General features: G+C 72.1%; 16 protein-coding genes. 13 read left to right on the top strand and 3 right to left on the bottom strand.

Annotation, left to right across the window (positions count from 1 at the left end):
- The first annotated feature begins 13 nt into the window (after nucleotides 1-13).
- The 7 genes from sucB (at nucleotide 14) to OHA86_RS28080 (ending at nucleotide 10,673) form a co-directional block, all read left to right on the top strand.
- Nucleotides 14-1,798, top strand: a complete 1,785-nt coding sequence (gene sucB, locus OHA86_RS28110) for a 2-oxoglutarate dehydrogenase, E2 component, dihydrolipoamide succinyltransferase (protein ID WP_329179633.1) — start codon at nucleotides 14-16, stop codon at nucleotides 1,796-1,798.
- 177 nt (nucleotides 1,799-1,975) lie between these two features.
- On the top strand, nucleotides 1,976-2,614 hold the full coding sequence (locus OHA86_RS28105; protein WP_329179631.1) for a GntR family transcriptional regulator: 639 nt from the start codon (nucleotides 1,976-1,978) through the stop codon (nucleotides 2,612-2,614).
- Between the two features lie 590 nt (nucleotides 2,615-3,204).
- Nucleotides 3,205-5,883, top strand: coding sequence for a pyruvate dehydrogenase (acetyl-transferring), homodimeric type (gene aceE, locus OHA86_RS28100; RefSeq protein WP_329179629.1), 2,679 nt, complete (start codon nucleotides 3,205-3,207; stop codon nucleotides 5,881-5,883).
- A 190-nt stretch (nucleotides 5,884-6,073) separates the two neighbouring features.
- On the top strand, nucleotides 6,074-7,078 hold the full coding sequence (locus tag OHA86_RS28095; protein WP_329179627.1) for a GNAT family N-acetyltransferase: 1,005 nt from the start codon (nucleotides 6,074-6,076) through the stop codon (nucleotides 7,076-7,078).
- A 101-nt stretch (nucleotides 7,079-7,179) separates the two neighbouring features.
- Complete coding sequence (locus OHA86_RS28090; protein ID WP_329182584.1) at nucleotides 7,180-7,692, top strand: DUF4240 domain-containing protein; 513 nt, start codon at nucleotides 7,180-7,182, stop codon at nucleotides 7,690-7,692.
- A gap of 654 nt (nucleotides 7,693-8,346) precedes the next feature.
- Complete coding sequence (locus OHA86_RS28085) at nucleotides 8,347-9,240, top strand: TIGR01777 family oxidoreductase (protein ID WP_329179626.1); 894 nt, start codon at nucleotides 8,347-8,349, stop codon at nucleotides 9,238-9,240.
- Between the two features lie 161 nt (nucleotides 9,241-9,401).
- On the top strand, nucleotides 9,402-10,673 hold the full coding sequence (locus OHA86_RS28080; protein ID WP_329179624.1) for an NAD(P)/FAD-dependent oxidoreductase: 1,272 nt from the start codon (nucleotides 9,402-9,404) through the stop codon (nucleotides 10,671-10,673).
- Between the two features lie 71 nt (nucleotides 10,674-10,744).
- Here the strand turns inward: OHA86_RS28080 and OHA86_RS28075 are convergent, their stop codons facing one another.
- Nucleotides 10,745-12,439 carry a proline-rich domain-containing protein gene (locus tag OHA86_RS28075; protein ID WP_329179623.1) on the bottom strand — a complete coding sequence of 565 codons (1,695 nt, stop codon included), beginning with the start codon at nucleotides 12,437-12,439 and terminating at the stop codon, nucleotides 10,745-10,747.
- Between the two features lie 240 nt (nucleotides 12,440-12,679).
- On the opposite strand from OHA86_RS28075, the gene lipB reads away from it, so the two are divergent.
- The 4 genes from lipB to OHA86_RS28055 all read left to right on the top strand — a co-directional run bounded on the left by lipB (nucleotide 12,680) and on the right by OHA86_RS28055 (nucleotide 15,810).
- Nucleotides 12,680-13,456, top strand: a complete 777-nt coding sequence (gene lipB / locus OHA86_RS28070) for a lipoyl(octanoyl) transferase LipB (RefSeq protein WP_329179621.1) — start codon at nucleotides 12,680-12,682, stop codon at nucleotides 13,454-13,456.
- A 75-nt stretch (nucleotides 13,457-13,531) separates the two neighbouring features.
- Nucleotides 13,532-14,497, top strand: coding sequence for a lipoyl synthase (gene lipA, locus OHA86_RS28065; RefSeq protein WP_329179620.1), 966 nt, complete (start codon nucleotides 13,532-13,534; stop codon nucleotides 14,495-14,497).
- A 249-nt stretch (nucleotides 14,498-14,746) separates the two neighbouring features.
- Nucleotides 14,747-14,983: a hypothetical protein gene (locus OHA86_RS28060; protein ID WP_329179618.1), complete on the top strand. Its 237-nt coding sequence runs from the start codon at nucleotides 14,747-14,749 to the stop codon at nucleotides 14,981-14,983.
- Between the two features lie 146 nt (nucleotides 14,984-15,129).
- Nucleotides 15,130-15,810: a DUF4191 domain-containing protein gene (locus OHA86_RS28055; protein ID WP_329179617.1), complete on the top strand. Its 681-nt coding sequence runs from the start codon at nucleotides 15,130-15,132 to the stop codon at nucleotides 15,808-15,810.
- A 112-nt stretch (nucleotides 15,811-15,922) separates the two neighbouring features.
- On the opposite strand, the gene OHA86_RS28050 is transcribed toward OHA86_RS28055, so the two are convergent.
- A complete protein-coding gene (locus OHA86_RS28050; protein WP_329179616.1) occupies nucleotides 15,923-16,390 on the bottom strand; it encodes an RDD family protein in 468 nt (155 codons plus the stop codon).
- 197 nt (nucleotides 16,391-16,587) lie between these two features.
- Between OHA86_RS28050 and glnA the strand changes: the two genes are divergently transcribed.
- A complete protein-coding gene (gene glnA, locus OHA86_RS28045; protein WP_329179614.1) occupies nucleotides 16,588-17,997 on the top strand; it encodes a type I glutamate--ammonia ligase in 1,410 nt (469 codons plus the stop codon).
- 231 nt (nucleotides 17,998-18,228) lie between these two features.
- Here the strand turns inward: glnA and OHA86_RS28040 are convergent, their stop codons facing one another.
- A complete protein-coding gene (locus OHA86_RS28040; RefSeq protein WP_329179613.1) occupies nucleotides 18,229-19,191 on the bottom strand; it encodes a hypothetical protein in 963 nt (320 codons plus the stop codon).
- A gap of 209 nt (nucleotides 19,192-19,400) precedes the next feature.
- Here OHA86_RS28040 and OHA86_RS28035 point away from each other — a divergent pair, with 209 nt between their 5' ends.
- Entirely contained in the window at nucleotides 19,401-20,579 is a 1,179-nt protein-coding gene (locus OHA86_RS28035) for a hypothetical protein (protein WP_329179611.1), read from the top strand.
- Nucleotides 20,580-20,807 lie beyond the last annotated feature (228 nt).

The following is a 20,807-nucleotide window of genomic DNA, read 5'->3' as shown; positions in this document are numbered from 1 at the left end:
AGTAACCGCAACCATGGCGGTTTCCGTAACCCTGCCGGCGCTCGGCGAGAGCGTGACCGAGGGCACCGTCACCCGCTGGCTCAAGGCCGAAGGTGAGCGCGTCGAGGCCGACGAGCCGCTGCTCGAGGTCTCGACCGACAAGGTCGACACCGAGATCCCCTCGCCGGCGTCCGGCACCCTCGCGTCCATCAAGGTCGCCGAGGACGAGACGGTCGAGGTCGGCGCCGAGCTGGCCATCATCGACGACGGCAGCGGCGGCGCACCCGCCGCGACCCCCGCCCCGGCGGCCGAGCCGGAGCCCAAGGCCGAGGCCCAGCCCGCCCAGGAGGCCCCGACCGCTCCGTCGACCGAGACCGAGGCCCCGGCTCCGGCCCCGACCGCGGAGGCGACCGCCGGCTCGTCCGGCGCCTCCGGCACCGATGTCGTGCTGCCCGCACTCGGCGAGAGCGTGACCGAGGGCACGGTCACCCGCTGGCTCAAGGCGGTCGGCGAGAGCGTCGAGGCCGACGAGCCGCTGCTGGAGGTCTCGACCGACAAGGTCGACACCGAGATCCCCTCGCCCGTGGCCGGCACCTTGCTGGAGATCCTGGTCGAGGAGGACGGTACCGCCGAGGTCGGCGCCCGGCTCGCGGTGATCGGCGACGCCGGCGCCGCCCCCGCCGCGGCTCCGGCGCCCGCCGCACCCGCCCCGGCCCCGGAGGCTCCCGCCCCCGCCGCACCCGCCCCCGCTCCGGAGGCTCCCCCGGCCCCCGCGCCGGCAGCCCCGGAACCTGCCCCGGCCGCTCCGGCTCCGGCGCCCGCCCAGGCGCAGGCTCCGGCTCCGGCTCCGGTCGCCCCGGCCGCGCCCGCGCCCGCCGCGACCGGTGACGACGGCGCGTACGTCACCCCGCTGGTCCGCAAGCTCGCCGCCGAGAACGGCGTCAACCTCGGCTCCGTGCGCGGCACGGGCGTCGGCGGGCGGATCCGCAAGCAGGACGTCATCGCCGCGGCGGAGGCCGCGAAGGCCGCTGCCGCCGCGTCGGCCGCCGCCCCCGCCCCCGCCGCCGCCGCTCCGAAGGCCGCCGCCGCGGTGTCCCCGCTGCGCGGCCAGACCGTCAAGATGACCCGGATGCGCAAGGTCATCGGCGACAACATGATGAAGGCCCTGCACTCGCAGGCGCAGCTCACCACCGTCGTCGAGGTGGACGTCACCCGTGTCATGCGGCTGCGCGCCCAGGCCAAGGACGCCTTCGCGGCGCGCGAGGGCGTCAAGCTCTCGCCGATGCCGTTCTACGTCAAGGCCGCCGCGCAGGCCCTCAAGGCGCACCCGGTGATCAACGCCAGGATCAACGCGGACGAGGGCACGATCACCTACTTCGACTCCGAGAACATCGGGATCGCGGTGGACTCCGAGAAGGGTCTGATGACCCCGGTCATCAAGGGTGCCGGCGACCTGAACATCGCCGGTATCGCCAAGAAGACCGCGGAGCTGGCGGCCAACGTCCGGGCCAGCAAGATCACCCCCGACGACCTGGCCGGTGCGACCTTCACCATCAGCAACACCGGGTCGCGCGGCGCGCTGTTCGACACCGTCATCGTGCCGCCGAACCAGGCCGCCATCCTGGGCATCGGCGCCACCGTCAAGCGCCCGGCGGTCGTGGAGACCCCCGAGGGCACGGTCATCGGCGTCCGGGACATGACCTTCCTGGCGTTGTCCTACGACCACCGGCTGGTGGACGGCGCCGACGCCGCCCGCTACCTGACGGCGGTCAAGGAGATCCTGGAGGCGGGCGAGTTCGAGGTCGAGCTCGGCCTGTAACCACCCCGCACCAGCGCTGTACGGCAGTCCTGCGCCCCCGCCCCGGCACATCCGGGACGGGGGCGCAGTCGCGTACCGGCGGCGGCCGGGTAGGGGTCAGGTGGCGCTCCGGTGGGAGGCACGGTTGCTTCTTCGCCGTATCGTCTAAGTCACGCAACACGTGAAGGAGCGCGCATCATGGCCTCTGCCGCCGTCCCGCACCTGGTCGTGCACAGCCTCCGTGAACAGATCCGCGAGCACATCCTGGAGGGGATCGTCAGCGGGCGCTGGAAGCCGGGCGAGCGGATCGTGGAGCGCAGGATCGCGGTGGAGCTCCAGGTCAGCCAGACTCCCGTGCGGGAGGCGCTGCGGGAGCTGGAGACGCTGCGGCTGATCGAGTCCGCGCCGAACAAGGGCGTACGGGTGCGGGGGCTCACCGCGGCCGACCTCAAGGAGAGCTATCCGGTACGAGCCGGGCTCGAACAGGTCGCGGCCGAGCTGGCCGCGCCGCGGCTCGCCGCCGACCCCGCCGCCCTCGAACGCGAGGTCGCCGCGCTGCAGCTGGCCGACGCGGCTCTCGACGGCGAGGCCCAGGTGCGGCACACGGTGGCCTTCCACCACGAGCTGGTCCGCGCGGCGGACAACGCGGTGCTGCTGCACGCGTGGGAGTCGCTGGGCATCGAGGTCTGGACGACGCTGTCCATCCGCTGGCTCAGCCCGGCGCCGCGCGCGTATGCCGCGGAGCACCAGGACATAGTCGACGCCTTCGCGCGTCGCGACCCGCGCATCTGCGACTTGATCAAGTCCCACGTCCTGAGCTGCGCGCCCCAGGTCTGACGCCCTGCGCCGCCTCTCCCGCAAGAGGGCGCCCCATCCCGGGGCGGCGGGGATCGTGCGGCTCCCCTTCGGCAAGGGGGTGCCCACCAGGGGACGCGGGGACTGCGCGAGCAACCCAGCACCGGCCGGCGGTCCGGATGCGACAGCGACAGCCCCTTTCGCCCGGTGACGGCCCGCGCGCGGGTGGTGGGCCGGCCGCGCAGTTCCCCGCGCCCCTGGGTAAGGCGCCGCCTTACCCAGCAAGCACCCCGGCTCCGCGCCCGGCGGAAGGGCGCCCACCGACGCAGTGCCACCCCCGACCCCGCCCCGGCGGAAGGGCGCCCCCTGCGGCAGCAGAACCCCCGGCCCCGCGGGAGCGGAGTGGCGGAACCACCGCGCCCGGGGGAAAGAAGCCCTGCGAATCGAAGATGAGCAGGGCACGGCACTGCGTGCCCAAAAGGCTGGCACCCCGTGCCGACTTAGATTCCACCCCTGAGACCCATTGATCGATCATCGATCGCAGGCGTATCGTCGACGCCGGAGGGCGAGCCCTGTCTGCCGACTAAAAAACTCGCACTCATCACCTCCCTCCGCTCGGAAGGCGGCACCCCATGCCTGACGCCGTAGGCCGTACCCGGCCGAGTCAGCTCGATCAGATCCCGGACCGCGACCCGGAGGAGACCGCCGAGTGGCTCGCGTCACTGGACGCGGTCACCACGGCCGCCGGCCCGCACCGGGCCGCGTATCTGATGCGCAGAACCCTCGAAAGCGCCGGCGCGAGCGAAAACGGCGTCGCCCTGCCTTCGCTGCTGGAGACCGAGTACATCAACACCATCCCGACCTCCGCCGAGCCCGCCTACCCGGGCGACGAGGCGATGGAGGCCAGGATCACCGCCTGGAACCGCTGGAACGCCGCGGCCATGGTCACCCGTGGCAGCAAGCTCGGGCTCGGCGGCCACATCGCCACCTTCGCGTCGGCGGCCTGGCTGTACGAGACCGGCTTCCAGCACTTCTTCCGCGGCAAGGAAGGCAGCGGGTCCGGCGACCAGCTGTACCTCCAGGGCCACGCCTCCCCCGGCATATACGCCCGCGCCTTCCTCGACGGCCGGCTGTCCGACGGGCAGCTCGACCGGTTCCGGCAGGAGGCCGGCGGTGACGGCCTGCCGTCTTACCCGCATCCGCGGCGGCTGCCGTGGCTGTGGGAATTCCCCACCGTCTCGATGGGCCTCGGCCCGCTGTCCGCGATCTACCAGGCCCGCTTCAACCGCTACCTGGAGCACCGCGGCATCAAGGACACCTCCGACTCGCACGTGTGGGCCTTCCTCGGCGACGGCGAGATGGACGAGCCCGAGTCGACGGCCGCCCTGGCGCTGGCCGGGCGCGAGGGCCTGGACAACCTGACCTTCGTGATCAACTGCAACCTGCAGCGGCTCGACGGCCCGGTCCGCCCCAACTTCAAGATCGTGCAGGAGCTGGAGTCGCAGTTCCGCGCGGCCGGCTGGAATGTCATCAAGGCGCTGTGGGGCGCGGCCTGGGACGAGGTACTGGCGCAGGACGTCGACGGCGCGCTGCTGCGGCGGCTGCGCGAGGTTCCCGACGCGCAGTTCCAGACGTACGCCACGCGGGACGCGGCCTACATCCGCGAGCACTTCTTCGGCGCGGACGCCTCGCTGCGTACGATCGCGGGCCGGCTCTCCGACGCCAAGCTGCTGGAGCTGTTCCAGACCTCGCGGGCCGGGCACGAGCCGCGCAAGGTCTACGCGGCCTACCGGGCCGCCGTGGACCACAAGGGCGCCCCCACGGTGGTGCTCGCGCAGACGGTCAAGGGCTACACGCTCGGCGCGGGCTTCGAGTCGCGCAACGCCAACCACCAGATGAAGAAGCTCACCGGCGCGCAGTTCCGTACGATGCGCGACCTGCTGGAGCTGCCGATCCCGGACAGCGCGCTGGACGCGGACGTCGTCCCGTACTGGCACCCGGGTGAGGACTCGCCCGAGGTGCGCTACCTGCACGAGCGGCGCGCGGCTCTCGGCGGTCCCGCCCCGGCCCGCAAGGTCGTCGCCAAACCGCTGCCGCTGCCGCCCGACAAGGCCTACCAGGCGCTGGAGAAGGGCTCGGGCACCCAGGAGATCGCCACCACGATGGCGTTCGTGCGGCTGGTCAAGGACCTGATGCGGGAGAAGGAGACCGGCCGCCGCTGGGTGCCGATCGTCCCCGACGAGGCGCGCACCTTCGGCATGGAGTCGCTCTTCCCGTCCGCGGGCCTCTACTCGCCCAAGGGCCAGACGTACGACCCGGTCGACCGCGACCAACTGCTGTACTACAAGGAGGCGAAGGACGGCCAGATCCTCAACGAGGGGATCACCGAGGCCGGTTCGCTCGCCGACTTCACCGCCGCGGCCACCGCGTACGCCACCCACGGCGAACCGATGATCCCGTTCTACATCTTCTACTCGATGTTCGGCTTCCAGCGCACCGCCGACCAGTTCTGGGCGCTGGCCGACCAGTTGGGCCGCGGGTTCGTGATCGGCGCGACCGCGGGGCGCACCACGATGACCGGCGAGGGCCTCCAGCACGCGGACGGCCACTCGCATCTGATCGCCTCCACCAATCCGGCGGCGCTCTCCTACGACCCGGCGTTCGCGTACGAGGTCGGGGTCATCGTCCGCGAGGGCCTGCGGCGGATGTACGGCCCCGAGGCCGAGGACGTCTTCTACTACCTGACGGTCTACAACGAGCCGAAGGTGCAGCCCGCGATGCCGGCCGGCGTCGAGGAGGGCATCCTCAAGGGCCTCTACCGCTACCAGGCCGCCGCCAACCCGGCGCCCGGCGCCCCCCGGCTGCAACTGCTGGCCTCCGGCACCGCCATCCACTGGGCGCTGGACGCGCAGCGGCTGCTCGCCGAGGACTGGGGTGTGGCCGCCGACGTGTGGTCCGCGCCGTCCTGGACGGAACTGCGGCGCGACGCGCTGGAATGCGACGCGGCCCGGCTGCGCGGCGAGGAGCGTACGCCGTACGTGACGCGCGCGCTGGAGGGCGCGCCCGGTCCCGTGGTCGCCGTCAGCGACTGGATGCGCGCGGTGCCCGACCAGATCGCGCCGTGGGTCGAGCAGGACTGGACGTCGGTCGGCACGGACGGCTTCGGCCTGTCGGACACCCGTGACGCGGCCCGCAGGTACTTCGGGGTGGACCCGCAGTCGCTGACCGTCCAGGCGCTCGCGGCGCTCGCCCGGCGCGGCGAGATCGAGACGGCGAAGGTCAAGGAGGCGGCGGAGCGCTACGGGCTCTGAACACCGGTACGCGACCGGTAAGCGACCGGTACGCTGACGCCGTCACGGGTGTGGCTTGTGCCATCTCCCTTGGCGGCAGTCGGCGTTGGGGTGCACGAAGCACAAGAAACCTGTGAAACCCCGGAGTCGGCGAACCTACTGGCTCGAAAGGGATTGCGGGTCCTTACAGGTACCGGTTAAGTTCCCCCGGATGCCTGCCAACCCCAGCCCGCTGACGGCTCCCACCGCCGAGGATCTCCGCGCCTGGTACCGAGTGCAGTCCGCCGCGCTCGCGCACGACCGGCCGGGAGAGCCGGTGCCCTCGCAGGCCGCGGTGCGCGCCGGGCTGACCACCACCGGCAGCCGCCGGCGGGTGGTCCTGTGGCTGCTGCGCGGCTCGGGCGACGACCCGGTGGCGACGGCGCTGCTGCGGCTGCCCGGCGGCCCGGCCGGCGCCGACGGCGGTCCCGCCGAGATCCAGCTGACCGTCCACCCGGCGCACCGCAGGCTCGGTACGGGCTCCCGGCTGCTCGCCACCGTCACCGAGGCCGCGACCGCCGCGGGATGCGGCAGCCTGGCCGCGGAAGCGGTGTCCGGCACCCAGGGCGAGGGCTTCCTCGCGACCCGCGACTTCGTCCCCGTGCTGCGGCTGACCTGGCAGCGGCTGGCGCTCGACGACCTCCCCGGGCAGATCGGCAAGCTCCCCGAGGTCCCCCACCCGGGCTACCGCCTGACCGCCTGGGAGGGCGCCGTCCCCGACACCCTCACCGACGGCTTCGTCGCCGCCCTGCGCGCGCTCCCGGCGCCGTCAGCGGCGGTGGCCGGCCTCGACGCGGGCGAGTCCCGCTGGGACCCGGCCACCGTCCACGAGACCGCGGAACTCGCCGCCCGGCGCGGCGACCGGCTGCTGAGCGTGGCGGCGCTGCACGACGACGGCGAGGTCGCCGGCTACACCACCGTGCTGCTGCCCGGCGACGGCGCCCGGCGCGCCCGCCAGTACGACACCGCGGTCGTCCCCGCCCACCGCGGCCACGGGCTCGGCCTGTGGATGAAGGCCGAGATGCTGCGCAGGCTGCCCGCCGCGCAGCCCGACCTCGCCGAGATCCACACCGGCGTCCCCGACGACAACCGCCACCTGCTCGCGATGAACACGGCCCTGGGCTTCCGCCCGCTGCGCCGTACGGTCCGCTACCGGCTGCGGCTGCGCCGGCGCTGACCCGTGCGGTACGCCCGGGCGGCGGGTGTGCGTAACGACACGGACGCATCCGGCGGACAGGGCGTGCACCGGCACCCGGCAACCGGGAAGCTGTACGGGTGATGGACGAGACGCAGTTCTGGGAGATCGTCGACAGTACGCGCGAGGCGGCGGGCGGCGATCCGGAGGACCATGCCGACCTGCTCGTCGAGCGTCTTGCCCAGCTCGACCCCGAAGCGGTGATCGACTTCGCGCGGCACTTCGAGACCCGCTTCATCCGGGCCTTCCGCTGGGACCTGTGGGGAGCCGCCGACATCATGCTCGGCGGGGCGGACGAGGAGTCCTTCGACTACTTCCGCTGCTGGCTCATCGGCCAGGGCCGGCACGTCTTCGAGGGCGCGCTGCACTCCCCCGACGACCTCGCCTTCCTCGTCGCGGACTTCGACGCGGACGCGGACGGGGACGCGGAGGATCTCGGCTATGCCGCGGATGAGGCGTACGAGCAGCTGACCGCTGTCCGGCTCCCCGATCTCGACCTCCCCCACCAGGACCGTCCCGAGGGCGAGCCCCTCGACTTCGACGAGGAGTCCGCGATGGCCGCGCGCTTCCCCCAACTCTGGTCCCGCTTCACCTGAACACCCTTCCCTCCGGGAGGACACCGAGGTCCCGCGGTACCCCCCCTGTGCCCCCTCCGGCAGGGGGTACGCCTCCGCTGCCGCGGCCCTGCGGCTCCCCTCCGCCAAGGGGTACGCCTCCCCCGGACGCGGAGGTTGCGCGGCCCCCTGCGGCAAGGGGGTGCCCCACAGGGGCGCGGGGAACTGCGCGCCCGGCCACGACGGTGGCGCGCTGTCCGCACGGCGGGACGTGCCCCGTAAGGAGGCGCTGGGGGTGCCCCCACGCGAAGCTCTGGGGGCGGAACGCCGCGAGCAACCCACCACCGGCCGGTGGTCCGGATGCGACAGCAACAGCCCCTTCCGGCCGGTGACGACGTGCAGCTTGTCGACGGCCGGCCGCGCAGTTCCCCGCGCCCCCGGGGTGGTGCGGTCCGTCCGCACGTGACGGTGGGCGGTGGGTTGCGCGCGCAGCTCCCCGCGGCCCCTCCGCACACGACGGTCGTGGTCGGCCGGCCGCGCAGTTCCCCGCGCCCCTGGAGGGGCACCCCCTGCCGCAGAGGGCACCCTCTTCCAAGCACGCGCCCCGAGGGCAATCCGCTCGGCCGGTAGGAACGGCGCGCCCCGAGGGCGAGTGGCGCGGGGGCCGGGGAACCCGGGGAGAGGGAAGATGGCGGCATGCGTATTGCCGTCACCGGCGCATCCGGTCTGATCGGATCCGCACTGACCACCGCCCTGGCCGCCGACGGCCACGACATCGTCCGCCTCGTGCGGCGCGCCCCGAAGTCCGGGGCCGAGGTCCGCTGGGACCCTCAGCGCCGCGCGCTGGACCCCGACGCCCTGACCGGCTGCCAGGCGGTCATCCACCTGGCCGGCGCCGGCGTGGGGGACCGCCGCTGGACCGACGAACGTAAAAAAGTGCTGTACGACAGCCGCGTGCTCGGCACCGCGACCGTCGCCGCGGCGGTCGCGGCCATGGACACGCCGCCCGGCGTCCTGCTGTGCGGCAGCGCGATCGGCTACTACGGCGACACCGGCGACCGCTGGGTGGACGAGGACAGCCCGCCCGGCACCGGCTTCCTGGCGGATCTGGTCCAGGACTGGGAAGCCGCGGCGGAACCGGCCGCGGCGGCCGGCGTCCGTACCGCCTTCGCCCGTACGGGACTGGTCGTCGCCAAGGACGGCGGCGCGTGGGGCCGGCTCTTCCCGCTGTTCAAGGCGGGGCTCGGCGGCAGGCTCGGCAACGGCAGGCAGTTCTGGAGCTTCATCGCGATGCACGACGAGATCGCGGCGCTGCGGCACATCCTGGACACCCCGGCGCTGTCGGGCCCGGTCAATCTGACCGCCCCCGAGCCGCTGACCAACCGCGAGGTCACCGCGGCGATGGGCCGCGTCCTGCACCGGCCGACGCTCGCCGCCGTACCGGCGCCCGCGCTGCGCCTCGCGCTGGGCGAGTTCGCCGGGGATGTGCTGGGCAGTCAGCGGGTGCGGCCCAAGCGGCTGATGGAGTCCGGCTTCGTCTACGCCTTCCCGGAGATCGACCAGGCCATCGGCGCGGCGCTGGGGTCGTGATGGGGCCACGGTCCGGATAAGGCCGGATCAGGCCCATTGCGCCCGCATCAGTTGCCTTTGATGAGGGCATGACCCCTACCAGCGTGCTGCGCCACGCCCCCGCGCGTGCCGCGGGCCGCTGACGCGCGCGGGGAGACGACCCGACCCCGGGGAGGAGAATCGTGCCTTCACCAGCACGCCGTCACACCACGGCACCACCGGTGGACGTCATCGTGATCGGAGCCGGGCCCGCCGGCCTGGCGGCGGCGCACCATCTGCTCGGCGCAGGGCTGACGGTGACCGTACTGGAGGCGGCGGAACGCGTCGGCGGCCGGACGGCCACCGACGACGTCGCCGGTTTCCGGCTGGACCGCAGGCCGCAGCTGCTCAACATGTCCTATCCCGAGCTGCACCGCACCCCGGGGCTTCGCGGGCTGCCGCTGGCCCCGCTCGCCCCCGGCGCGCTGGTACGGGCCGGGGGCCGCGGCTACCGGGTCGGGGACCAGCGGGGCGCGCAGGCCGCGTTCGGCTCGGCGCTGGACCGGGCACGGCTCGCCACCACGCTGAACCGGCTCGCGGGCACCCCGGACGAACGGCTGGCCGCCCGGCCGGAGACGACGGCCGCCCGGGCGCTGAGCGGGCGCGGCTTCGCGCCACGCACCGTCGAGGGCTTCCTGCGGCCGCTGCTGGCCGCGCTGCTGTGCGACCCGGAGCTGCAGACGTCCAGCCGGGCCGCCGACCTGGTGCTGCGCGGTTTCGCCCGCGGGCGCGCCTGCCTGCCCGTCGGGGGCGCGGCCGGCCTGCCGGAACGGCTCGCCGCGGCTCTTCCGCCGGGCACGGTGCGGCTGGGCACGCCCGCGGAGCGGGTGGCGGTCAGCAGCGTGCGGATCGCGGACGGCACCGAGCTGCCGTGCCGGTCCGTACTCGTGGCGACCGGGGCGCGGGCGGCGGCGCACCTGCTGCCGGGGCTGCGGGTGCCGTCCTTCCACCAGGTCACCGTCTTCCACCACACCGCGCCGGTCGCGCCGCTGCGCGAACCGGTGCTGGTGCTGGACGGCGACCGGCTCGGCCCCGTCTCGCACACACTGCCGGCCGGCGCGGTCGATCCGAGCCGTACGCCGGCCGGACGGCCGCTCATCACCTCCGTGGTGCTGGGGCCGCCGCCGGACGGCGACTCCGACAAGTCGGTGCGGGCGCATCTGGCGGAGCTGTACGACACGTGCACGGACGAGTGGGAACTCCTCGGGATCCACACCGACCCCGAAGCGGTCCCGGCGATGCCCGCCCCGCACGACCTGCGCCGCCCCGTCCGGGTGCTGCACGGCCTCTACGTCTGCGGCTCCCACCGCGCCACCAGCACCCTCCAGGGCACCCTGCACTCCGCCCGCCGCGCCGCGGCCACCCTCCTCCAGGACACCGCCCGGCTGCCTTCCGCGCAGGAGGCGGCGGCGTAGGCCCGCGGCCGTTCCCGCGCCGGGGAGATCCACGCGCGGGCCTGCGGCGTACGCACGCCGCAGGCCCCGGGTCACAGGGGGAAGCCGGCCGCCTCCGCCCGGACGTAGAAGGCGCGGGCGGCGGAGGTGTCGCGGTAGGGGTCGAGGCGGCGGGCGAAGTCGCGGGCGTATTCCGCGGCCCGGACGGACCGCATGTCCGCGGCCTGCCGGACGACCTCGGCCCCGAGGGCGCAGGCGGCGTCGAGGTCGCCGAGGGAGAGCCGGGCCGAGGCGAGGACGGCCCGGCAGAACAGCCGGCTGCGCGCGTACCCGGGTGCGCGCAGTTGCAACGACCGCTCGGCCTGCTGGGCCGCCGCCCGGTGCTGCTGGAGGTCCCGGTGGCAGTGCCCGAATTCGTCGGCGAGCTGCGCCTCGTCGAAGAAGCGTGCCCAGGACGGCAGTTCGTCCCCCGGGCGGGCCGCCCCGAAGGCGCGTTCGGCCCGGACGAGCGCTGCCGTGCACGCGCGCGAGTCGCCGAGCACACCGTGCCCGCGGGCCTCGGCCGCGTACGTCAGGGCCTGTACGGCGCCCGGCGCGCCCGTGCCGATGCCCTGCTGCGCGACCCGCGCCAGCTGCACCGCCTCGCGCCCGTGGCCGAGGTGGACCGCCTGGCGGCTCATCGTGACCAGCACGTATCCGCCGTGGATCCGGTCGCCCGCCGCCTGGGTGAGCCGCAGCGCCTGGACGAAGTAGCGCTGCGCGAGCCCGTGCGCGCCGATGTCGTAGGACGTCCAGCCGGCCAGCCGGGTGAGGTCGGCGACGGACGCGAAGAGCCGGCGGCCCTGCGTCTCGCCGTAGCTGCCGCGCAGCATCGGCTCGGCCTCGTGTTCGAGGTAGCGGATGAGGGCCTGGCGGGCGTGCCCGCCGCCGTAGGCGTGGTCGAGGGTGCGGAAGAGGTCGCCCACCGCCCGCAGCGCCGCGATGTCACCGGCGCCGACCCGGCCGGCGGAATTCGGCGCGGCGGGGCGTAAGTCCTGGGCGGCCCGCGACATGCCCCGGTTCTGCGCGGGCACCCGCTCCGCCGCCTTGCGGACGACCGTGTCGTCCGCCGAGCCGATCAGCCAGTCCCTGCTGGGCACGACAAGGCCCGCCGGGCTGAACGCGATCTTGCGCAGCTCCGCCTGGCTCCCGGTGTCCTTGCGCCACAGCCCGCTGACGATGTCGACCGCCTCGCCCGCGGTGGCGGCGTATTCGAGCCCCGCGTAGACCGGCGCGCACGCGTCGAGGCCGAGGTCCTGCGCGGACAGCCGGCGGCCGAGCCGCTGTGTGAAGACCTCGGCGATCAGCGCCGGGGAGGTGCCGCGCGGCTGCTGGCCGCGCAGCCAGCGGGTCACCGACGTCTTGTCGTAGCGCAGGTCGAGCCCGTGCTCCTGGCCGAGCCGGTCGACCCGGCGGGCGAGTCCTGCGTGCGAGAAGCCGGCTTCGGCGATGAGCGCGGCGAGCCGGGTGTTGCGGCGGTGCGGGCGGTCGGCCCGCGCGGTCCCGGCGGGGTCGCCGAGCTGCGCGGGATCGGGGCCGCGGTCCCGCCGGGGGTCGGGGGCGCTGTCCCGTGGGTCGTGGCCGCCGTCCGGCGGGTCCTGGTTGCCGTCCTGCGGGTCGTGGTCGTCGTCCCGCGCTTCCTGGTGGTCGGGCGGGTCCTGCGGCGGCTGTCCTGCGCCGCGTCCTGGCCGGGCGGCCGGGCCGGTGGGGGGTCCGTTCGGGGTTCGGTGCGTGGCACGGTCCGTCATCGGCGGTGCGGCCCACTTCCTCTGCAGGGTCTTCAGATCGGCGTGAATGTAACGGTCAGAGCTGCCCAGCTCACCGCAAGAGCCGCATATTCGTCCGATTGAGCGACAGTGACCCCCATTGCCGGGTAAGCCGCCCGCACCGGTACGAACCGATGTGCTATGGCGCCGCCCGGCGCGGGGCGACGGGCGCCGCCGCCGTACAGTGGCAAGGGCGCGTATCAGCACAGCAGAGGAGTCGTCGTGAGTGAGCTGCAGTTCGTTCACCTGGGGTTCGGGGCTGACGCCGTGGAGTACGGGGAGGCGTGGCAGCGGCAGCGCACCGTGCACGCGGCCCGTTTCGCCGACGAGATCCCGGACACCTGCCTGCTGCTCGAACACCCGGCGGTCTACACGGCGGGACGGCGTACGGCCGACAGCGAGCGCCCGCTCGACGGCACTCCGGTGGTGGACGTGGACCGCGGCGGCAAGATCACCTGGCACGGTCCCGGCCAGCTGGTGGGCTACCCGATCCTGAAGCTGCCGCGCCCGGTCGACGTCGTGGCCCATGTGCGGCGGCTGGAGGACGCGCTGATCCTGACGGCTGCGGAGTTCGGCCTGGAGACCAGCCGGGTGGAGGGCCGCTCCGGGGTGTGGGTGCTGGGCGATCCGACCGAGCAGCGCCTGGGCGGCCTGACCCTGGACTTCGACCCGCGGCTGACCGACGACGAGTTCGACCCGCGGCTGAACGGCCCGGAGTACGCCCCCTCCAACGCCGGGCAGCGCCGCGAGGACCGCAAACTCGCGGCGATCGGCATCCGGGTCGCGAAGGGCGTGACGATGCACGGCTTCGCGCTGAACTGCAACCCCGACACCACCTCGTACGACCGGATCGTGCCGTGCGGGATCAGGGACGCGGGCGTCACCTCGCTGTCGGAGGAGCTGGGCCGGGACATCGGCGTCACCGAGGTGCTGCCCGTCGTGGAGAAGCACCTCGCCGCCGTGCTGGCCGGGGCCGAACCGCTCCCCCGGGCTGTCTAGGAATTCCGGGGCGTACCCTGGCGTTCACCGTAGAATCTAAGCCGTAGGCACAATCTCAGCTTTAGGGAGCCGGTCGTGTCCGCAGTCGCACCCGACGGACGCAAGATGCTGCGCCTGGAGGTCCGCAACAGCCAGACCCCCATCGAGCGCAAGCCCGAGTGGATCAAGACCCGGGCGAAAATGGGTCCCGAGTACACGCAGATGCAAAAGCTCGTCAAGAGCGAGGGCCTGCACACGGTGTGCCAGGAGGCCGGCTGTCCCAACATCTACGAGTGCTGGGAGGACCGCGAGGCGACCTTCCTCATCGGCGGCGACCAGTGCACCCGGCGTTGCGACTTCTGCCAGATCGACACCGGCAAGCCGCAGGCCCTGGACCGCGACGAGCCGCGCCGGGTCGGCGAGTCCGTCGTCACCATGGACCTGAACTACGCCACCATCACCGGTGTCGCGCGTGACGACCTGGAGGACGGCGGCGCCTGGCTGTACGCCGAGACCGTCCGGCAGATCCACGCCATGACCGCCGGACGGGCCGCCGGACGCACCAAGGTCGAGCTGCTGATCCCCGACTTCAACGCGGAGCCCGCGCAGCTCGCCGAGGTCTTCGGCGCCCGCCCCGAGGTGCTGGCGCACAACGTCGAGACGGTGCCGCGGATCTTCAAGCGGATCCGCCCCGGCTTCCGCTACGAGCGCTCCCTCGAGGTCATCACCCGCGCGCGGGAGGCGGGCCTGGTCACCAAGTCCAACCTGATCCTGGGCATGGGCGAGGAGCGCGAGGAGATCAGCCAGGCGCTCCAGGACCTGCACGACGCGGGCTGCGAGCTGATCACCATCACGCAGTATCTGCGGCCCTCGGTGCGGCACCACCCGGTGGAGCGGTGGGTGAAGCCGGCCGAGTTCGTGGAGCTGAAGGAGGAGGCCGAGGAGATCGGCTACGCGGGCGTGATGTCCGGGCCGCTGGTCCGCTCCTCCTACCGTGCCGGACGGCTGTTCCAGCAGGCCGTCGACCGCCGCGAGCAGCTGGGTGCGGCCCGGGCGGTGTGAGGCCCCGCCCGGGTGGGTACGGGCGGCGGGCACGGCGGGGTGCGGGCATCGTGTGAATCGCCTCACCCGGCCGTACGGGGCTGGCGGAAGAGTGACCTGGCGGGGCGGGGTGCGGGCGGCCCCGAGGCTTTCATGTGAGATTGACCGAGTGGTCACCGGCTGGTAACACGTTGTGGCGAGGCTGGTTTCACAGCACACACTTCCGGTTCGTCTCGTTGCCTTTGCGCTCATTGCCTTGAGGGGGACGCCATGCCGTCCGAGTCGGTCCACACCCGCCCGTCTCTCCAGTTGCCCACGCACACCCCGGTCGCCGGGGCGCTGCGAGCTGTCGAATCGTTTCTGCTCCGTGGCGGCCAGCAGACCGCCCGGCGTAACGCCTGGGCGTCGGTCGTCGCGGACCGCCAGCGCGCGAAGGACCGCCGGGAGGCGGAGTACGAGATGGCCGCGCTGCTGACGGGCTCGCGCGGGGACGCCGTACGGGACTGAAGTCTTCACCGGGGGCCGCCGCGACGGGTGCGCGGGCCGCGGCGGCGTGACGTGAGCGGGCGGCCGGTGTGACGCAGGTGGGCGGGGGCCGCCGTACGGGCGGTGCCGCGTGACGGGCGAGCGGGCGGCCACGTATCCTTTGCCGCATGGCGAGGAAGGAAACATCCGAGAACCCTGGGCGACTGGCACAGATCGCTCAGACCTACAAGATGACCAGGCAGGCCGACTCCAAAATCGGGCTTGTCATTGCGGCTGTGGGAATCGTCACCTTCGGTGTCATCCTCGCCCTCGGCTTCTTGATCGACCACCCCATCTGGGCCGGGATCCTGGGATTCCTGCTGGCCTTCCTCGCGATGGCGGTGGTCTTCGGCCGCCGCGCCGAGCGGGCCGCCTTCGGGCAGCTGGAGGGCAAGCCGGGTGCGGCTGCCGCCGTGCTGCAGAACGTCGGCCGCGGCTGGACGGTGACGCCGGCGGTGGGCATGAACAAGAGCCAGGACGTCGTCCACCGGGCTGTCGGCAAGGCCGGTGTCGTCCTGGTCGGCGAGGGCAACCCCAACCGGGTCAAGGCCCTGCTGGCGAACGAGAAGAAGAAGGTCGCCCGGGTCGTCTACGACGTGCCGGTGCACGACTTCATCGTCGGCAACGGTGAGGGGGAGCTGCCGCTCAAGAAGCTGCGCGCCACCTTGCTGCGGCTGCCGCGCACCCTGACCGGCCCCAAGACCACCGAGGTCAACGACCGCCTCAAGGCGCTCGGGGACCTGATGTCGAACATGCCGATCCCGAAGGGGCCCATGCCGAAGGGCATGCGGATGCCCAAGGGCCGCTGAGCGTCCCGCCTTGAGGGCGCCCCCGTGCGGGGGCGCCCTTTTCGCTGTGCGCTTCCTGGCTGTGCGCTTCGCTCTGCGCTTCTCGGCTCTGGGCCTCCGTGGCCGCCCGCGGTCAGATACGGACCTGGACGGCCTTCACGGCCCGGTCGTGCAGGCCGCGCGTGTCGCGGTCCCAGACGACGGCCGGGACGACGAGTACCAGCAGCAGCGTACGGAGGGCCGCGCCGAGCGGGCTGAGCCGGCCGCCGCCCACGTGCACGACCCGCAGCCGCATGATGAGCTTGCCCGGCGTACTGCCGACGAGCCCGAGGGCGATCACGCTCACCACGGCGAACACGACCAGCGCCCAGTTGTTCGCCAGTTGGAGATCACGGTGCGCGATCAGACCGTATGCGATCAACACGCTCAGAGCCCAGTCGATGAACAGTGCGGCGAGCCGCCTGCCGACCGATGCGACGGATCCGGGACCGCTCTCGGGCAGTCCGAGCCGCTCACCGCGGTACCCGAAGTCCGCGCCCATCTTCTCGGCGGCCGCGCGGGGCCCCGACAGCCACGATCCGATTACTTCCCTGTTGTCCACCTGTCCACGGTAACCCCCGTACGGCCCAGCCCCACCAGGCGGGGACCACTCCGACGGCGTCGCGGTTAACGTCCAAGAAACAAATGGGTCATGCTGGAGAAATCCCTGATCCCTATGGTCAGGGCAGTGTGCGCCACCGCACTGGCCGCACCTCGATCGCCAACCCGACCCGCGGGGCCGGGCCTAGGAGGAGTTGGATGTTCCAGAACGCCGACGACGTCAACAAGTTCATCTCGGACGAGGGCGTCAAGTTCGTCGACGTCCGCTTCTGTGACCTGCCCGGTGTGATGCAGCACTTCACGGTCCCGGTCTCGTCGTTCGACCCGACCGAGGAACTCGCCTTCGACGGCTCGTCCATCCGCGGCTTCCAGGCCATCCACGAGTCGGACATGGCGCTGCGCGCCGACCTCTCCACGGCCCGCGTCGACCCGTTCCGCAAGGACAAGACGCTCAACATCAACTTCTTCATCCACGACCCGATCACCGGCGAGCAGTACAGCCGTGACCCGCGGAACGTGGCGAAGAAGGCCGAGGCGTACCTCAAGTCCACCGGCATCGCGGACACCGCGTACTTCGGTCCCGAGGCGGAGTTCTACGTCTTCGACAACGTGCGCTTCCAGACCTCCGCGAACGAGTCGTTCTACCACATCGACTCCGAGGCCGGCGCCTGGAACACCGGCTCCCTGGAGAACAACCGCGGCTACAAGGTCCGCTACAAGGGCGGCTACTTCCCGGCCCCGCCGGTCGACCACTTCGCCGACCTGCGCGCCGAGATCAGCCTCGAACTCGAAGCGGCCGGCCTCCAGGTCGAGCGCCAGCACCACGAGGTCGGCACCGCGGGCCAGGCCGAGATCAACTACAAGTTCAACACGCTGCTGGCCGCCGCCGACGACCTGATGCTCTTCAAGTACATCGTGAAGAACGTCGCCTGGCGCAACGGCAAGACCGCGACCTTCATGCCCAAGCCGATCTTCGGCGACAACGGCTCCGGCATGCACGTCCACCAGTCGCTCTGGCAGGGCGGCACTCCGCTCTTCTACGACGAGCAGGGTTACGCGGGCCTGTCCGACACCGCCCGCTACTACATCGGCGGCATCCTCAAGCACGCCCCCTCCCTGCTGGCCTTCACCAACCCGACGGTGAACTCCTACCACCGCCTGGTCCCCGGCTTCGAGGCCCCGGTCAACCTGGTCTACTCGCAGCGCAACCGCTCGGCCGCGATGCGCATCCCGATCACGGGTTCCAACCCGAAGGCCAAGCGCGTCGAATTCCGCGCCCCCGACCCGTCCTCGAACCCGTACCTGGCCTTCTCCGCGCTCCTCCTGGCGGGCCTGGACGGCGTCAAGAACAAGATCGAGCCGGCCGAGCCGATCGACAAGGACCTCTACGAGCTGGCCCCCGAGGAGCACGCGAGCGTCCCCCAGGTCCCGACCTCCCTCCCGGCCGTCCTCACCGCCCTGGAGGACGACAACGAATACCTCCAGGCCGGCGGCGTCTTCACCGCCGACCTGATCGACACCTGGATCGATTTCAAGCGCACCAACGAAATCGCCCCGATCCAACTCCGCCCGCACCCGCACGAGTTCGAGCTGTACTTCGACATCTAAAGGCGCTTCCTGGGGAAACGCACTCTCCGATCTGCGAGTTTCCCGAGGTCAGCACTGTGCTGACCTCGGGAAACTCCTCATTATCGCCAGTCGCTCCCGATCCATGTCGTGCGTAAGCGTTGCGTGCCCCGGTCAGCAGACCGTGAGGGCGCCCGAGCCGACGTTGATCGACGACATCCAGCTAAGCCCGCTCAGCAGCACCATCGCCGACCTGACGATCGCTCGTCCGCGTCAGGCCGCCGGAGGCTCGGGGACGCGCCAGGTGATCTGGAACCGCTGCTCCGGTGGAAGCCCGAACCTGCCCACCGGGCCGATCGACTTGATGAGGTACCCGAAGATCTGGTGGTGGGCCTCCTCCGAGAGATCGTGCCAGGTCTCCGGCGTCGCGGTCATGATCTCCCGCATCAGGGACGGGTCGGACTCGGCCTGCAGCATGTCGATGCGGTCCTCGCGGTCCATGGTCTCGTCGGCGTACATGGCGCTGATCGACCTCTGGAGGAGGTTCGGCTCGACGGCCAGACGCTGCAGAATGCGGTCACACCCGTAGCAGAAAGCCGCACGCGCGTCAGCCGTTTCCTGGTCGGGATGCTGGTAGCCGAAGGGACTTCCCTCGACGGCACCGACGTAGTCGCCTTTGAGGGTCCGCAGGAGCGCGCGCAGGGCCAGCTCGGCGCCGTATTCCTCGATGAGCCGGACACCCAGTTGGACCCACTCGTCCTCCGAGAACAACGGCTCGTGCGGGACTGCGAGCGAGGGATCGATCTCGATGGCGTTGAACGGATTGATCATCACGCCGAGGAGGGCCTCGGGTGTCCACTGCCCGTCCGCCGTACCCCACCCCTGGGAGAGCGCCAGTTCCCGGGCCGACTTCATGCCGCCCGGTTCCCCTTCCCGAGTCGCGCGCCAGAGGGGAAGGAATCGCGCCACTTCGTCTGCGGGGTCCCTCGATGGGCTTATGCAGGCGGCAGCGAGCGCGGCCACGATCGATTGGACGGTCTCCCAGCGTGGCGAGGTCAGCCCCTTGAGGGCGGTTCGTACTCCTTCATGGCTGACGACGGCGGGGTGATCACCCTCGGCAATCATCGCGCTCACCTTGCGCATCCCGGGACTGCCCGCGGCACGGTGCAGTTCCTCCAAGGCGCGTACCAACTCCTGACGGGGCTGGTCCAGCGGTGATGCGGTCTCGGCGGTCATGTACAGCGGGTCCTTTCGGCATCGGACGGCGGCCCTGACGGCCGTCAGATAACGCCAAGAGCGTAGAAGCCGCAGGCAGATTGCCTCATGCCAGATTGCGCCAACTTCGGTCGGCCGGACGCCAGACGGCGACAACCGGGTGTGAAGGGACCGCAGCATGGAGTCAAAGCCCGGCGAAACGTGTGCCGTCTTCCGAGGAGCGGTCTCCTGTGCACATACCTGCTTACGCCTACGCCACGATCCGGTCAGCGCTGCCGCACGTCCCCACCTCGCGGCAGGTGGCCGCGCTGGACTGCTGCCTCTGTGACCAGCCCTTCGACGATCGGTTGCCCGTGCCGCTCGGCCCGACGCCCGAGTCGGGCCTGTTCGGCTGCCACCCGTGTCTGAGGCGGTTGGTCACCCGGGCACGGCGGGCTCGCGACGCTTCGCTCACCCGGGACGCCGAGCAGGCCCGAGCGAGGGCCGCGGCCTGGCTGCCCGTCCGCGAGCGGCATCTCGCGCGGCTCGGACGGGTGACGGAAGCCGCGGAAGCCGTCACTACACTTGTCCGGGACAATTCGGTCGAGCCGCTACACATGGCCTGGCTGCTGGTCTCCCTGGAGTCGGCGAACAGCTGGCTTCCTGACAAGCCGGAACCGCCGTGGCCAGCGGAGCGTGAGGACCGCGACCTCAAAGACGCCGGGTTCCGGCTCCGACTGGCCATGATCGGCGCCCGGGAAGCGGTCGCGGAGCAACTGGCCTATCACGTGATCAACCAGGCGCAGCCCGCCGAGCCCGAGATGTGCGAGGAGTTCGAGTGCCCGGGCGACTGCACCGGAAGGCACGACGTGACGGATATCGACTGCGGGCCTGACTGCGTCTTCGACGATCTGGCCGAGCACGGAATCACCGTGGAGCGGCCGGAGCCCGAGCCCCCTTCGTTCGGGCCCGCTGCGTCCAGAGGATCGGCCAGGACCGACCCCGAGGAAACCGGGGAAGAGACAGAAGGCGACTCCCTCCCGGACATGGAGGAGTACGCCTCTCCCGTTCTTCTGGCACGCCTGGGTATCGATGCGGACGACCCGGACGCCCTGCTGAACGCGGCAGCGGTCGGTCTGGTCGGCGACGCATGGCGAGAGGGACCGCTGGAAGCGATCCACGGGGCGGAGGATGGGCCGAGCGACGCGGAGATGTTCGCTCAGGGCGTCGATCTGTACCGCAGGGCTCGTGCTGCGTTGGCGGCAGCACGGGACAATGGTCCCGAGGAACTGCTGCGTTCGTGGCCGTCGCATCCGACGTGGATCTGCGGTGGGCCGGCGGCTCGCGCTTCGCGCTGCGCGCAGTGTCCGGGTCGGTGGCCGAATTCGTCCGCCACGTCGACGACCGGGTGTGGTTCACCGGTGAGGTGATGCGTGAGCAGGGCTGGTGCGCCGCGCTGCTTCACCGAGCCGCTTCCGCAGCCCTCAAGGCTCCCGCGCGTTTCGGCATGCCGGGCTGGCCCGGCGTCGTGGCCTCAGCGATGGAGCAGCTCACAAACCTGGACCGGTCGGGTGCGCCGGACGTGCTCACCGACCTCGCGGCGGTCGAATCCGCGTTGCTCGAAGCGCCGGACCGGCTGGGCGTGGAAGCCCTGAGCT

It is taken from the genome of Streptomyces sp. NBC_01477, from assembly GCF_036227245.1.
Taxonomy (GTDB): domain Bacteria; phylum Actinomycetota; class Actinomycetes; order Streptomycetales; family Streptomycetaceae; genus Actinacidiphila.
The sequence above is the reverse complement of the archived record's forward strand: the minus strand, read 5'-3'. Positions and strand labels throughout refer to the sequence as shown.

What these genes read in the sequence shown, in the direction of transcription:
- OHA86_RS28105 (WP_329179631.1), top strand. Translation starts at nt 1,976, where the DNA reads ATGGCCTCTGCCGCCGTCCCGCACCTGGTCGTGCACAGCCTCCGTGAA.
- OHA86_RS28095 (WP_329179627.1), top strand. Translation starts at nt 6,074, where the DNA reads ATGCCTGCCAACCCCAGCCCGCTGACGGCTCCCACCGCCGAGGATCTC.
- OHA86_RS28075 (WP_329179623.1), bottom strand. Translation starts at nt 12,439, where the DNA reads ATGACGGACCGTGCCACGCACCGAACCCCGAACGGACCCCCCACCGGC.
- aceE (WP_329179629.1), top strand. Translation starts at nt 3,205, where the DNA reads ATGCCTGACGCCGTAGGCCGTACCCGGCCGAGTCAGCTCGATCAGATC.
- OHA86_RS28055 (WP_329179617.1), top strand. Translation starts at nt 15,130, where the DNA reads ATGGCGAGGAAGGAAACATCCGAGAACCCTGGGCGACTGGCACAGATC.
- OHA86_RS28060 (WP_329179618.1), top strand. Translation starts at nt 14,747, where the DNA reads ATGCCGTCCGAGTCGGTCCACACCCGCCCGTCTCTCCAGTTGCCCACG.
- OHA86_RS28040 (WP_329179613.1), bottom strand. Translation starts at nt 19,191, where the DNA reads ATGACCGCCGAGACCGCATCACCGCTGGACCAGCCCCGTCAGGAGTTG.
- glnA (WP_329179614.1), top strand. Translation starts at nt 16,588, where the DNA reads ATGTTCCAGAACGCCGACGACGTCAACAAGTTCATCTCGGACGAGGGC.
- OHA86_RS28090 (WP_329182584.1), top strand. Translation starts at nt 7,180, where the DNA reads ATGGACGAGACGCAGTTCTGGGAGATCGTCGACAGTACGCGCGAGGCG.
- sucB (WP_329179633.1), top strand. Translation starts at nt 14, where the DNA reads ATGGCGGTTTCCGTAACCCTGCCGGCGCTCGGCGAGAGCGTGACCGAG.
- OHA86_RS28085 (WP_329179626.1), top strand. Translation starts at nt 8,347, where the DNA reads ATGCGTATTGCCGTCACCGGCGCATCCGGTCTGATCGGATCCGCACTG.